Here is a 13,475-nt window from a genome sequence, read left to right as displayed (position 1 = left end):
CGTCCGTGGCCTTCGGGGCCGGTAGTGATCCGCTGCAGAGCCTGCCCGCGGATCGTGCTGTGCAACATCACTCGTCCAGGGCGACTTCCGCAGCCCCTCGCGCGCGTGAAGTGGTAGAGATCATAGCCGGTCGGGTGGTCGATGTCGGCGGTCGTGCGGCGCCGGAAAAGAGTTGGTCAGCGCCACGGCGTCGAGCGCAGGGTGAGAACCGTGCTCCGCCCCTAACGCCTGCTCGCCGAGGTGCCGAACGCTGCCTGGCTCATGGCTTTCGGGCTGCTGGGGCGCCTGCACCTGCCTGCGGTGCCGATCGCGCTGACGTTCCTCGTCGCGGACTGGACCGGCGCGTACGTCACCGGTGGCGTCCTCGGTGCGGCGATGCTGGTGGGGCAGGGCATCGCGGGTCCGCTGCGTGGGCGTGCCGCCGACCGGCAGTCGCGGCCGAAGCTGTTGCTCAAGACGGTCAGCGTGCACGCGACGGGCCTGGCCGCTCTGTCGTTGCTCGCCCAGCCGGGCGTACTGGACCCGCAGTGGTGGCCCGCGTTGGCGCCGGTCGCGACCATCACCGGACTGTTCCTGCCGCCGGTCGGCCCGGTGATGCGGGCGATCTGGCCGGAGATCTGCGGTCGCCAGGCGAGGGAAGCGGCGTACGCGATCGAGGCGACCCTGCAGGAGCTGCTGTTCATCGTCGCGCCCGTGCTCGTGGCGTTCCTGATCGCGTTCGCGGGGCCGGTGGTGGCCGGTCTGGCGTGCGCGGGAACCGCAGCCGTCGGGGCGGCCGCCTTCGCAGTGGTGCTGAGCAGGTCCGGGCTCGCGCACACCGTCCACGAGCAGCACACCGACACCGGCAGGCGCACGACGTCGAGTCTGTTCACGACGCCCGGATTCGCGGCGCTGCTCGTGTTCGGCGCGTTGCTCGTCGCTGGTCTCGTGATGACCGACCTGGTGATGATCGGCTGGGCTCGCGAGCGGGGTGAGCCTGCGCTCGCAGGCGTGCTCGCCGCGGTGTGGGCGTTCGGGTCGCTCACCGGTGGGCTCGTGATGGGCGGCCGGAGCGGCGCGCCGAGACTGTGGCGGCGAGCCCTGGCTTCCGCCGCCGGGTTGGTCGTGCTCGTTCCGGCGCTGCCGCCGGTCGCCGGGACCGGTGAGCCGTGGGTGGTCTGCGTGATCCTCTTCCTCGGTGGGGCGGCGATCGCGCCGACGCTGGCCGCGGCGAACAGCAGGTTGGCCGACACGGTTCCGGTGCACCGCAGGACGGAGGCGTTCGGCTGGTTCACGACCGCGACGACGGCGGGCGCCACGGCCGCGTCGCCGATCGCGGGCGCATGGCTGGACAGCGCCGGGCCCGCTGCCGCCGCCGGGACGGCCGCGCTGTTCGTGCTGTGCGCCGCGCTGCTCGTACTGCGGCACCGCAACGAAGCTCACAACAACGAAGCTCACAACCTCACGACCTCGCCGGGCGGGCCCGCGCAGGAGCACACTGTCACCCCGTGACCAGTCCGGCCGACACCACGCAGCAGAAGACCCCGGTCCGTCGCACGCTCGGCTTGGTCGGCGCGGCGGGCTGTGGCTTGATCCTCGCGATCCAGTCCCGGATCAACGGGACCCTCGGGACTCGCCTCGGTGACGGGCTCGCCGCCGCCGTCGTCTCGTTCTCCGCCGGGTTGATCGTCCTGATCGTGCTCTCGCTCGCGATGCCGTCGGCCCGCGCGGGCATGCGACGACTGGTGACAGAGGTACGCGAGCCCGGAGGCGGGTTGCGGCCGTGGCACTGCCTCGGCGGTGTGTGCGGCGGATTCCTCGTGTTCACGCAGAGTTCCACCGTGGGGATGCTCGGGGTCGCGCTGTTCACGGTCGGCGTCGTCGCCGGACAGGTCACCAGCGGACTCGTCGTCGACCGGTTCGGCCTCGGACCGGGAGGTCCCCGGACAGTCACCGTGACCCGGTTCGCCGGTGCGGGGCTCGCGATCGTCTCGGTGGTCATCGCGGTCTCCGCGGAACTGGACGGCGGCCGGGCGAGCTGGCTCGTGCTGCTGCCCGCACTCGCGGGTGTCGGCATCGCCTGGCAGCAGGCCGTGAACGGACGCGTGCGCTACACGGCAGGCTCGACGGTGTCGGCGACCACCGTGAACTTCGCGGTCGGAACGGCCGCGCTGGTGCTCGCCTTCGGCGCACACCTGGCGACCGGCGCGACGCCGAACCCGCTGCCGGGCGAGTGGTGGCTGTACGTGGGCGGCCCGATCGGGATCTTCGTCATCGGCGGCGCCGTCGTCTTCGTCCGCTACACCGGGGTTCTGCTGCTGAGCATGGCCATGATCGCCGGACAGCTCAGCGGGGCCCTGCTGCTCGACCTGCTCCTGCCGGCACCGGGAACCGTGGTGCACACCTCGACACTGGTCGGCATCGGCCTGACGTTCCTGGCCGTGGTGGTGGCCGTGCTACCCGAGCCGACGAGGACCGGCACGGGTACCTCCGCGGGGAGTCTGCGAGGATGAATCATCGTGAGCGCGACGATGCTGGACGGCAGGGCCACCAAGGACGCGATCTTCGACGAGCTGCGACCGCGGGTCGCCGCACTCGCCGAACAAGGCCGGACGCCCGGCCTCGGCACCGTCCTCGTCGGTGACGACCCCGGTTCGCATTCCTACGTTCGCGCCAAGCACAACGACTGCGCGAAGGTCGGCATCACCTCGCTGCGCAAGGACCTGCCCGCCGACGCCACGCAGGCCGACGTCGAGACCGCGATCGACGAGCTCAACGCCGACCCCGCCTGCACCGGTTACATCGTCCAGTTGCCGCTGCCGAAGCAGCTCGACACCGGCCCGCTGCTGGAGCGCATCGACCCGGCCAAGGACGCCGACGGCCTCGCCCCGGTGAGCCTCGGGCGGCTGGTGCTCAACGAGGCCGCGCCGCTGCCCTGCACTCCGCGCGGCATCATCGAACTGCTGCGGCGTCACGACGTCGAGCTCAACGGGGCGAACGTCACCGTGATCGGCCGCGGCATCACCGTGGGCCGCTCGATCGGTCTGCTGCTGACACGCCGCAGCGAGAACGCGACGGTCACCTCGTGCCACACCGGCACGAAGGACGTCGCCGCCGAGATCGCCCGCGCGGACGTTGTCGTCGCCGCCGCCGGCGTGCGCCACCTGGTGATGCCGGACATGGTCAAACCCGGTGCCGCCGTACTGGACGTCGGTGTCTCCCGCACCGAAGACGGGGCACTGGCCGGGGACGTGCACCCGGACGTCGCGGAGGTCGCCGGATTCCTCTCGCCGAACCCGGGCGGTGTGGGGCCGATGACGCGGGCGATGCTGATGACCAACGTCGTCGAGGCGGCCGAGCGGGCGTCCTGACACACGTGCGGAGAGGTGGCGTCGTGAACGAGCGCTCCGACCGGCGAGCACGCGCGGCGGTGCACGTGCCGTTCGGTGTCGTCGCCTTCGTGGTGCTGGTCGCGCTCCTGCGCGTGGCGATGCAGCACTGGCGCGAGGGTGCGACGTTGCTCGGCGGTGCGCTGGTGCTCGCGGCGGTACTGCGGGCGGTGTTCTCCCCCGACCAGGTCGGGCTGCTCGGCATTCGCAGCCGGGCCGTGGACATCCTGCTGTACTCGGGCCTCGGTACGCTGGTGCTTTTTCTGGCCTTCACGATCGAAGGTGGCCCCCTCGACTTCGACTGACCTTCCCGGCTTGAAGGGCGCGGGGGTTGGTCTGCGTGGGTGGTTCCGTGGCGGAACCTCAGCGCCCTCCTCGCTGCGGGATCGGTTTCTTGAGTAGCGGCCTACGCGGCGAAACCGCTGTCCTCGCGAGGAGGGCGCTGAGAACCCGCGGGTGGTCGGGGTGCGTGCGTGGTGACTGCTCAGCGGCTCCGCCGCTGACACGACACGACGAAAGCGTTCCACCGGTTACGCAGGCCGGGCACCGGCGGCGGGTTCTCACCTCGTAGCTGATTGGGACAGCGTCGACGTTGTGTAGGTGGCTACTCGATGTCGACGATCCGCAGCAGGCCGCGAGGTGAGGTTCCGCCACGGAACCACGCACGCACATCAACCCGCACACCCTCGGAACGCGTCACTCCCACCAGAAGGACCAGGTGCGCCTGCCGCGGATCTCGGTGGCGTACTCACCGATGCCGTCGGCGTCCTGCAGGACCCGGTCGGGGCAGAACGTCCAGTGTTCGGCGGCCACGGCCGCGGCGTGCGCGCCTTCCTGCGGGGGCGCGGCGACGCTGACGTCGAGCCGATCCGGCCCGAGCCGCAGGATGCGGGCGCCGAAACGCTCTTCCCAGCTGCGCAGCATCGCCGAGAGACCCGCGGTGCGGGACACGTGGTTGGCCGCCCCGGACCAGCCGAGCGTGGTGAGCGCGTCGGCTCCCCGGTCGACGGGGACCAGCGCGAGCCGCGTCGACTCGTCGACGAACCGGTGCGCCTGCTGATTGGCGAGAATGTCCGGGTCCGCCAACAGGTTCCCGGACATGGCGAGCCCCGGGCAGACTTCGTCGAACGGCTGGAGCGTCTCCGGGGGGTAGGCGGGCCCGAGGTCGTTGTCGGCCTGGCACAGTCCGTTCCAGATCCGGCTCATCACGTCCGCGGCGTTCCACCGGTCGACGTGCTCGATCGGCTCGGGAGGGACGACGCCGACCGTGCAGCGATCGCCGTAGACCTCGTCGTCGTCGACGACCAGCAGCGGCCACAGCCCGGTGCGCCGATGGTCGGCGCGCAGCGCGGCGAGCAGCCGTGCCGACGGCACGTCGTCGCTGATCCAGCACAGCGCCTGCGCCTCGGGGGCGCCACCGGTTCGAGCCGATTGCTCGGTGAGGATCTCGCCTGCCGGCAGCGGCACCGCCGGGGTGTGCGCGACGGAGCCTTCGGTGAACAGGACCGTCAGGTCCTGTGGCTCGTCGGTCTGTTGACCTTCCTGCAGCACGTCACCGCCTCCTCGCACCCGTGCCGGTCGTCTCCAGCCGCGCCGAGGTCCTGGCACGCCCGCGCCGGGCTGCGGGTGGCTCGGTGGGGCAGCGAGGGCGACGCGGCGCACTGCACACTGTAAAGGGTGCCCGCGGAGTGATCGACACGACCGTGCGAAGTGGCGTCCTGTGTGGATGATCGCGCACGTCGGCGCAGGCCATCGGGGTACCGTGCCGAGTTCCGGCGCGGTGGGTACGGCTTCAGCCGGTCTCGACCTCGGAGTCGCTACCGGGGTAGACGAGGCGTTCGTGGCCGTCGTCGAAACGCACGAGATACGGCGGGGCGCCGTCCTCCCCGCGGACCTCGAGGATCACGCCGGTGCGGTCGTATTCGCCGACGGTGCGGCCGTGTACGTGGAGCTGGTCGCCAACGGTTGCCTTCACGCCCCTCACCTCCCCGGTGCGGCCAGGGTAGAGGGTGCGGACCGGCTGTGGGGCCCGCCTCACGCGGACGTGGGATCCAACGCCGCGAGGCGCGAACTGGGGCGGCGGTTATGGACCACCTACCCAGTTCCCACAATGCACTCTGAGGCCGGATGGACTCAGCCTCCGCCGGTGCAGGCGGCGGTGAGTGCTTCGTAGTTCCGGTACTGCTCCTGGATCCACGCACCGGTCTCCTCGGCCTTGACCTGGCCGTCGGCGACCTTCTGCAGCGAGTTCTGCACGTTCGTGAGGTGCTCGCGGATCGTCGCGTCGCCCGCCTGTTCGGCGAGCCCGGCGACCTCGTCCGCCTTCTGCTGAGCCTCGGTCTTCGCCTGTTCCGCGTCGTTCCAGTTGGGCGTGAAGTTCGCGATGCGGGTCGCTTCCAGGCAGGTCTGTGCCGTGTCGGCGGTCTGCTGGGCTTCGGAGCCGCACGCGGCGACTCCGGCGGTCAGCGGCAACGCCAGTGCCAACACGACGAGCTGCTTGCGGGCTCGCATGTCTCCTCCGGAGAGTCAGGGGACGCCTCGGGGCGGCGTCGAGTGCGCTCACCGTACCGAGCACCGTTCGGCGCAACGCTGGGTAACCGGGATGGCCGCGCTCGGCTCAGGCAGAAGGCGCTATCCAGGACATGACCTCCGGTGGTAGGTCGAGCTGGGCGAGCCACGGCGCGGCTCCGATGCGGAAGAGCACCACCGTGGAGAGTACGGCTGCGACGAGGGTGAGCCCGGGGCCGACGAGCACCATCTCGACCTTGCCGCCGGTGCGCATCCGCAGCGGTTTCGGCGGCGCCACCGGGAACCAGGTCTTGCCGCCCAGCGGCATCGGCCACAGCATCGGGCAGCCTTGCTCGGTGATCGCGTCGCCCACGAAGTGCGCGACGCACCCGACCATGACCGCGACCCCGAAGGCCGCCGCGTCGGTCGGTTGATCGCCGGCCCAGCGCAGGCACGCGAAGGTCAGTCCGAGTGAGACGATCGTGATGAGCAGGGCGTCCTGCCTCGGATGCCACACGTGCATGATGCCGCGCACGGCGAGACCGGCGAAGACGAACATCAGGATCCCGATGGCGGTGCTCTCGCCCGCTTGCACGATCGCGGTGGTGCCGAGACCCATGAGCACGGCGAACACGACGGTGTGCGTGAACCCCCGGTGGGTGCCGGACCGGTCGGTGTCCTTGCTGGTGCGGGTGAGGCGGTAGAGGAACCCGCTGATGCCGGAGAGCAGCCCGGAGACGCCCCGCGAGAGGCCGCCGAACGTTCTCGCCACCGTGGACGACGGATGGTCGATGTCCGGGAGCAGTGCCGCGCCGGAGGCGAGGGTCGCGCCGACGATCCACGTCTTCGCCGAGATCTGGCCGATCGCGTGCGTGTCGGCGAGCGCGGTCACGGTCGCCCACGCCGCGAGGCCGGTCATAGCGTGCGTCGGTCCGGTCGCCATTCGTCTCCCTTCAAGAAGGCGTTGTTCCTGTCCAGGCGGGGCCCGGGCGGTTGCTGTGGCGTCCGGACATGTCGGCGTGTCATACTGCGTGGTGCGGACCGGCCCCACGTACGTGGAAGTGCCGGTCTAGCTTCTTACTGGGGGTCGTGCAGGTTCTGCGGGTTCGGCCCGGTCACGGCTGCGGCGGCGAGGAAGTCGCGCCACCAACCCCAGGTGCGTTCCTTGGTGGGGATGCGCGCCAGGTGCATGTAGGCGGTGTAGGCGACGAGGTCGGCCATCTGTACCCACTGGCTGTGGTGCGAGCCCTCGAACAGCGGATCCTCGATCAGCTGGCGTGTGTCGAGCTTGAGTTCGCGGTGCGCAAGCCGATACGTGGGGTCGGTACCGTCCCCGTCCATGATGAGCAGCCCGTGTTCGTGGTCGGCTCCCAGGCGTGCGTCCAGGCGGCGGATGAGCTCGGCGTAGGCGTGCGCCTTGCTGAGGTAGTACTTGGTCCCGGGCGGGGTGGGGCGGTACACCGCACCGACCGACAGGCCCGGCAACCAGGCCAACACGCGCAGGGCTTGGCCCATGACCACCGCGCGGTGTGACTTGACCTCGTCCCAGGCGGTGCCGGTGGGTCGGCCGCGGCCGCCGACGAACTTCGTGGCGTGCAGCTCGTAGTCGGCGGGGATGCCGAGGGTGCTGTAAAGCTCGTGACGAAAGTCCAGCCAGCCACGCAGCACGCCGTTCCAGTCGGGCACAGCCAGCTCGACCCAGCCGTACACTGCGATGCCGGTCTGCTCGGACCCGGAATCGTCGACGTAGAACAGCCGTGTGGACACGGCGGCACTCTACGACGCGGCGCCGACGAACCATGGCGTGCGTCGGTCCGGTCGCCATTCGACTCCCCTCAAGATCACTCGGTGCGGCGAGCCTAGGACCGCTCGTCCGAGTGGGTGCGGCGAGGGTGAGTTGCGCCGGAGGTACTGACGGGAGCCGTGGGGGCGCGGCACAATCGGAGGCGCTAGCAGTACGCTTGTACCGCTTGCATTCTCGTGAGAGGAGCACCCCGCCACATGAGCAAGATCAAGGTCCAGGGCACCGTCGCCGAGCTCGACGGCGACGAAATGACCCGGATCATCTGGTCCTTCATCAAGGACAAGCTGATCCACCCGTACTTGGACATCAACCTCGACTACTACGACCTGGGCATCGAGCACCGTGACGCCACGGACGACCAGGTCACCGTCGACGCCGCGAACGCCATCGCCAAGCACGGCGTGGGCGTGAAGTGCGCCACCATCACCCCGGACGAGGCCCGCGTGGAGGAGTTCGGACTGAAGAAGATGTGGAGGAGCCCGAACGGGACCATCCGCAACATTCTCGGTGGCGTCATCTTCCGCGAGCCGATCGTCATCTCCAACATCCCGCGCTACGTACCGACGTGGACGAAGCCGATCGTCATCGGCCGTCACGCCCACGGCGACCAGTACAAGGCCACGGACTTCAAGGTTCCCGGCCCGGGCACGGTGACCATCACCTACACGCCGCAGGACGGCTCCGAGCCGATCCAGCAGGAGGTCGCGCAGTTCCCGACCGACGGTGGCGTGGCGATGGCCATGTACAACTACCGGCGCTCCATCGAGGAGTTCGCGCGGGCCTCGTTCCGCTACGGCCTCGACCGCGAGTACCCGGTCTACATGTCCACCAAGAACACGATCCTCAAGTCCTACGACGGCGTGTTCAAGGACGTGTTCGAGGAGGTCTTCGAGAACGAGTTCAAGGCCGACTACGACGCGAAGGGTCTCGTCTACGAGCACCGGCTCATCGACGACATGGTCGCCACCGCGATGAAGTGGGAGGGCGGCTACGTCTGGGCGTGCAAGAACTACGACGGCGACGTCCAGTCCGACACGGTCGCGCAGGGCTTCGGTTCGCTGGGCCTGATGACCTCGGTGCTGATGACCGAGGACGGCAAGGTCGAGGCGGAGGCCGCGCACGGCACCGTCACCCGGCACTACCGGCAGCACCAGGAGGGCAAGCCGACCTCGACGAACCCGATCGCGTCGATCTTCGCGTGGACGCGCGGGCTGCACCAGCGCGGCCGGCTGGACTCCAACGCCGACCTCATCGGTTTCGCCGAGAAGCTGGAGCAGGTCGTCATCGAGACCGTCGAGAGCGGCAAGATGACCAAGGACCTCGCGCTGCTCGTCGGCGGTGACCAGGGCTACCAGACGACTCAGGAGTTCCTGGCGTCGCTGGACGAGAACCTGCAGAAGAAGATGGCCCAGGGCTGAGCCTGCCCTGACGCTCGTGCGGCGGAGTGGACGGCGTCCCGCTCAGGACGCCGTCCACCTCATGCCCTGGAGCGAACGGCACGTTCGCCTCGTCTGGTGAGGCGAGAGTGCCGTTCGCCTCGTGTTGTGGGGCGAGAGTGTCGTTCGCCTCACGTCAGAACTCGTCGCCGACGACCGCGGCTTCCTCCGGGACGGTGTGCGGGTCGCGCTCGCGGAGTCCGAGCGAGAGCAGCCCCGCCGCCAGCAGACACAGCACCGCGCTGACCGCGAACGGCGCCTGAACCGAGCCGAACCAGCCGGCCACGTGTCCGACGAGCGTGGCCGCCACGGCGCCGCCCAGCCAGCGGCAGAAGTTGTACCCGGCGCTGGCGACGGGGCGCGGCGCGGAGCTGATGCTCATCGCCGCTCCGGTGAACAGTGTGTTGAGCAGCCCGGACGCCACACCGCTGAGGATGATCGCGGCGACGATCAGCGGTTTCGAGTCGACGGTCATCAGGGCCAGCAACGCCGCGTAGAGCAGGACCGCGAGCACCGTTCCGCCGGTCTCGCCGAACCGGGCGGCGACCCTGGGCGCGAGCAGGACGCCTGCCGCGGCCACGCACAGGCCCCACCCGAAGAACACCAGCCCGATGGCGATCGCACCGTATTCGAGCACGAACGGCGACCACGCCAGGACCACGAAGAACGCGGCGGTGTAGAGCGCGGAGCCGACGGAGGTCCGCAGCAGGCCGCTGTGTCGCAGTGCGCGGAGCGGATCGAGGACCTTGACCGGGGTGCGCCGCGTCCCGTCCTTGGCGTCGTCGGGGAGGAACCCGGCGGCGAGGACGAGTGCGACCCCCATGAGCAGGGCGGTTCCGGCGAACGGGCCGCGCCAGGACAGGTGGCCGAGCATCGCGCCGAGCAACGGTCCGGTGGACAGGCCGATCCCGAGCGCCGCCTCGTAGAGCAGGATCGCCGCCTGTTGGCCTCCGCTGGCCGCGCCGACGATGACGGACAACGCGGTCGCGATGAACAGGGCGTTGCCGAGCCCCCACACGGCGCGCAGCGCGACGAGTTCGGTGATCGAACCGGCGAGGGCGCAGAGGACGGTGGCGACGACGATGAGCGCGAGGCCGGTGACCACGGTCCGTTTCGCGCCGAACCGTGCGCTGAAGGCGCCGGTGATGAGCATCGCGACGACCTGCACTCCGAGGTAGGAGGAGAACAGGAGCGTCACCTGTTCGGGGCCGGCGTTCAGTGATTCGGCGATCGACAGCAGGATCGGGTCGACGAGCCCGATGCCCATGAAGGCGATCACGGCCGCGAACGCGGTGATCCAGACGGCCTTCGGTTGGTTCTTGAACACGTCCAGCAGCCGGACGTCTCCGCCGCTCATGCGCACGCTCCTCCACGCTTCGGTGATTCCGTTAGCCAGGCTAATCATTAGCAGGACGAAGGTCTAAGGCGCATGAGGTACGTCATGCGACGGGGTCGGTCACACCGCGACGCCAGGTTTCTCGCCACGTACTCCGACCAGCCACGCAGATCAATCCGCACCTTTGAAGGGCTTCCTGAAATGAGCGGTCACCACGAACACAGCACGACCACCGGCGGGTTCTCCGCGTCCTCCTCGCGGGGACAGCGGTTTCGTGGCGTAGGTGGCTACTCGAGAAAGCGATCCCGCAGTGGAGGGCGCTGAGGTTCCGCTACCCGAGCCACCGAGCAAAACCTACTGAGGAGTTCACCGGCGCATGCGGTACGTCATGCGGGGGCGTCGGTCACTCGGCGCGCACGACGATCGGGTGGGCGACGCCCGCACTGGCGAAGACACGGCGCAGGCGGGTGGTTCGGCTTTCGCCAGGGCGGTGTCGGTGCGGACAGTGAGCTCGACGGAACGCACCCGAGCCCGGAGGTTCTCGTGATCTCAGTTCCGCGTCCGTTCCTGTTCGCCGGGGCCGGACTCCTCGGCGTGATCTACCTCCTCGGCCGTCCCGCCGACAGCGAGCCGGAACCGGTTCAGCCGTGCCGGTTCGAAGTCTCCGCCGACGTGCTCAACGTCCGCTCCGGGCCGGGCACCGAGTTCGACACGGTCGACCGGCTCACCGAGAACACGGCGGTCACCGCGCAACCGGTCGAGCAGCACGGTTTCCGGCAGTTGGGTACGGGCCGCTGGGCGGCTCAGGAGTTCCTCGTCGCCGAGCCGGACAGCAGCTGCCCGTGATCAGAGCCGCGCGAGGGCGGTGCGAATCGGCTCCGGAACCGGCGTCGTCCGCCGGGTCTCGCGGTCGACGTAGACGTGCACGAAGCGCCCGATCGAGGCGGGCTGCTCGCTGCCGTTGCCGAACACGGCGAGCCGGTAGACGACGCTGGAGTTGCCGAGCCGCTCCAGCCCCACACCCACCTCGACGCGGTCGGGGAAGCTCAGCTCCGACAGGTAGCGGCACGCCGTCTCGGCGACCAGGCCGACGGCGGGAAGCTCGCGGATGTCGGTGCCGGTGGCCTCCATGAGCCAGCCGTTCACGGCGGTGTCGAACCACGAGTAGTGCACGACGTTGTTGACGTGGCCGTAGACGTCGTTGTCCTCCCACCGCGTCGTGATCGGACGCAGCACGGTGAACTCGGCGCGTGTCGGTGCAACATCAAAAAAGTCAGCCACGCCGGGCATCCTATGAGGGCGCGCGGATCGGTCTGCGTAGGTGGTTGGGTAGCGGAACCTCAGGTCGTGCCTGGCTGCGGGATCGTCGACATCATGTAGGGCCCTACACCACGTCGACGCTGTCCTCGCCAGGCACGACCTGAGAACCCGCCGGTGGTCGGTCTGCGTGGGTGGTAGGAAACGGCTGGCGCCGTTTTCTGACGGCGACCCTTGATCCGTGCGATCAGGACGGCCGCAGGTGTTGTCCAGTGGCAGGACGTGCGATCCGGTGTTGAGGCCGCGGCCGTCAGATCGTTCGGTATCTGGCGACACCGTCCACGATGGAGCTGTGCAGTCGTCCGCGGGCGACCAGCAGGTCCAGGTGTGCTCCCGTCTCGCCGACGGCCAGAATCCGGTTGAACACGTCGAGATCGGCGAACGCTCGATCACGGCGGGTCCAGCCCAGTTCGCCCGCCGCGTCGCGTGCCGTCTCGGCTCCGTCCCGGACGACTCCCTCTGTGTCCTCGAGCCGTTGCTCGTGGTGCGCGAGCAGCTCGTCCACGCGGGAGTGCGTGCTGTCGGTGACCGGGCCGTGCGCGGGCAGCAACCGCATGTCCGGGAGCTCGCGCACACGGCGGAGCGAGTCGAGGTAGTCGCCGAGCGGCAAGGCCGTTCGTGCCGCTTCCAGCCCGATGGACGGGGTGATGTGCGGGAGCACGTGGTCCCCGGCGAACAGCAGCGAGTTCCGCTCGTCGACGAACACGACGTGGCCACGGGTGTGTCCCGGTGTGGGGACCACCCGCAGCGTGCGATCGGTGAGTGTGACTTCGGTGTCGGCTTCGAGCCACTCGTCCGGGCGCTCGAAGTCCTCCCCGGGAGGTTCGGCTTCGGTGTCCAGCGACGACCGGATGAGGTCGGCGAGTTCGGCGGCGCCGTTGCGGTCCAGCTGGGACAGCTGCCGGTCGTGGGTGCCTGCCAGCAGGATGTCCAGGGATGCTCGCTCTCCCGCACCGAGCGCGACCGGGACGCCGAGTGTCCGGCGCAGCTCGACGCCCAGCGTGTAGTGGTCCCGGTGCGCGTGGGTCACCAGGAATCTGCGCACGTCACCGAGTTCGCGGCCCAGCTCCGCCAGCGCGGACTCCAGCGCGGTGCGAGCTTCCGGCTTGGCCCAGCCGGAGTCCACGAGCACGAGCCCGTCGCCGTCCTCGATCGCGTACACGTTCACCGCGCGCAAGCCGTCGCCGGGCATCGGAAGCGGGATGCGATGCACCCCGGGTGCGACTTCGAAAGCACCGGAGTTCAGCCAGTCGTGCCGCCCCTGCGCCACGTCGACACTCGCCACGCACACCTCCCGGATTCGTGACAGTAATATTGACACGATACGCGAAACCCCCGGTGGTCACGCCAGGGCGAACGCCACCCGGACGACACACCGATTCGCCAACCTCCGTACAACCACCACCAACGAGCTCGCCGGAGTCCCGGGGTGCTGAGTCCTGGTCCTGCATCTGGTCGTCACACAGCTTGCCCGCGGTGCCCCCGGTGTCGGTGGTTTCGGCTGTACCCCGACGTCGACACGCGTGATCCTTCTCGTGGAGTTCGGCACCGTGGGTGTCGGGCGAGTCGCAAGGCCAGGTGCACCTGGGGCAGACCGGGACCCTGGCCTTACGCATGCCCGAGGCCAGATCAGCAGCGGCGCGTCCTTTGCCGTACTCACCGGCGAATAGCCCCGGATGGCCCCTGACCGACTCGGTCATGTCGCC

At 69.6% G+C, this 13,475-nt stretch carries 14 protein-coding genes; 6 read left to right on the top strand and 8 right to left on the bottom strand.

Annotated elements, in window-relative coordinates:
- The first annotated feature begins 240 nt into the window (after window positions 1-240).
- From GIY23_RS19625 to GIY23_RS19610, 4 genes are read left to right on the top strand one after another with little or no spacing between them, the layout of a single operon-like run.
- A complete protein-coding gene (locus tag GIY23_RS19625) occupies window positions 241-1,491 on the top strand; it encodes an MFS transporter (protein WP_228717403.1) in 1,251 nt (416 codons plus the stop codon).
- A complete protein-coding gene (locus GIY23_RS19620) occupies window positions 1,488-2,492 on the top strand; it encodes a DMT family transporter (RefSeq protein WP_187352211.1) in 1,005 nt (334 codons plus the stop codon). The genes GIY23_RS19625 and GIY23_RS19620 overlap by 4 nt, the downstream gene beginning before the upstream one ends.
- 6 nt (window positions 2,493-2,498) lie before the next feature.
- Window positions 2,499-3,350, top strand: a complete 852-nt coding sequence (locus tag GIY23_RS19615) for a bifunctional methylenetetrahydrofolate dehydrogenase/methenyltetrahydrofolate cyclohydrolase (RefSeq protein WP_154077999.1) — start codon at window positions 2,499-2,501, stop codon at window positions 3,348-3,350.
- A 23-nt stretch (window positions 3,351-3,373) separates the two neighbouring features.
- Complete coding sequence (locus GIY23_RS19610; RefSeq protein ID WP_154077998.1) at window positions 3,374-3,673, top strand: DUF3017 domain-containing protein; 300 nt, start codon at window positions 3,374-3,376, stop codon at window positions 3,671-3,673.
- Window positions 3,674-4,064: 391 nt separating this feature from the next.
- Here the strand turns inward: GIY23_RS19610 and GIY23_RS19605 are convergent, their stop codons facing one another.
- The 5 genes from GIY23_RS19605 to GIY23_RS19585 form a co-directional block, all read right to left on the bottom strand.
- Window positions 4,065-4,919 (bottom strand): DUF4253 domain-containing protein, encoded by an 855-nt coding sequence (locus tag GIY23_RS19605; protein ID WP_228717402.1) that lies wholly within the window; start codon window positions 4,917-4,919, stop codon window positions 4,065-4,067.
- Between the two features lie 241 nt (window positions 4,920-5,160).
- A complete protein-coding gene (locus GIY23_RS19600) occupies window positions 5,161-5,343 on the bottom strand; it encodes a DUF1918 domain-containing protein (protein WP_154077997.1) in 183 nt (60 codons plus the stop codon).
- Window positions 5,344-5,501: 158 nt separating this feature from the next.
- Complete coding sequence (locus GIY23_RS19595) at window positions 5,502-5,879, bottom strand: hypothetical protein (RefSeq protein ID WP_154077996.1); 378 nt, start codon at window positions 5,877-5,879, stop codon at window positions 5,502-5,504.
- A gap of 106 nt (window positions 5,880-5,985) precedes the next feature.
- A complete protein-coding gene (locus tag GIY23_RS19590; RefSeq protein WP_154077995.1) occupies window positions 5,986-6,819 on the bottom strand; it encodes a metal-dependent hydrolase in 834 nt (277 codons plus the stop codon).
- A 134-nt stretch (window positions 6,820-6,953) separates the two neighbouring features.
- Window positions 6,954-7,643, bottom strand: a complete 690-nt coding sequence (locus tag GIY23_RS19585; RefSeq protein WP_154077994.1) for a DUF3800 domain-containing protein — start codon at window positions 7,641-7,643, stop codon at window positions 6,954-6,956.
- Window positions 7,644-7,877: 234 nt separating this feature from the next.
- Here GIY23_RS19585 and GIY23_RS19580 point away from each other — a divergent pair, with 234 nt between their 5' ends.
- Entirely contained in the window at window positions 7,878-9,098 is a 1,221-nt protein-coding gene (locus GIY23_RS19580; protein ID WP_154077993.1) for an NADP-dependent isocitrate dehydrogenase, read from the top strand.
- 154 nt (window positions 9,099-9,252) lie between these two features.
- Here GIY23_RS19580 and GIY23_RS19575 read toward each other — a convergent pair whose 3' ends face one another.
- Complete coding sequence (locus tag GIY23_RS19575; protein WP_154077992.1) at window positions 9,253-10,473, bottom strand: MFS transporter; 1,221 nt, start codon at window positions 10,471-10,473, stop codon at window positions 9,253-9,255.
- Window positions 10,474-10,995: 522 nt separating this feature from the next.
- Between GIY23_RS19575 and GIY23_RS19570 the strand changes: the two genes are divergently transcribed.
- A complete protein-coding gene (locus tag GIY23_RS19570) occupies window positions 10,996-11,298 on the top strand; it encodes an SH3 domain-containing protein (protein ID WP_228717401.1) in 303 nt (100 codons plus the stop codon).
- Here GIY23_RS19570 and GIY23_RS19565 read toward each other — a convergent pair whose 3' ends face one another.
- Both GIY23_RS19565 and GIY23_RS19560 read right to left on the bottom strand, forming a co-directional pair.
- Window positions 11,299-11,733: an acyl-CoA thioesterase gene (locus GIY23_RS19565; protein ID WP_228717400.1), complete on the bottom strand. Its 435-nt coding sequence runs from the start codon at window positions 11,731-11,733 to the stop codon at window positions 11,299-11,301. It abuts the gene before it with no gap.
- A 286-nt stretch (window positions 11,734-12,019) separates the two neighbouring features.
- Entirely contained in the window at window positions 12,020-13,054 is a 1,035-nt protein-coding gene (locus tag GIY23_RS19560; protein ID WP_228717399.1) for an MBL fold metallo-hydrolase, read from the bottom strand.
- Window positions 13,055-13,475: the final 421 nt, after the last annotated feature.

This window comes from Allosaccharopolyspora coralli, assembly GCF_009664835.1.
In the GTDB taxonomy this organism is placed as follows: Bacteria; Actinomycetota; Actinomycetes; order Mycobacteriales; family Pseudonocardiaceae; genus Allosaccharopolyspora; species Allosaccharopolyspora coralli.
The sequence above is the reverse complement of the archived record's forward strand: the minus strand, read 5'-3'. Positions and strand labels throughout refer to the sequence as shown.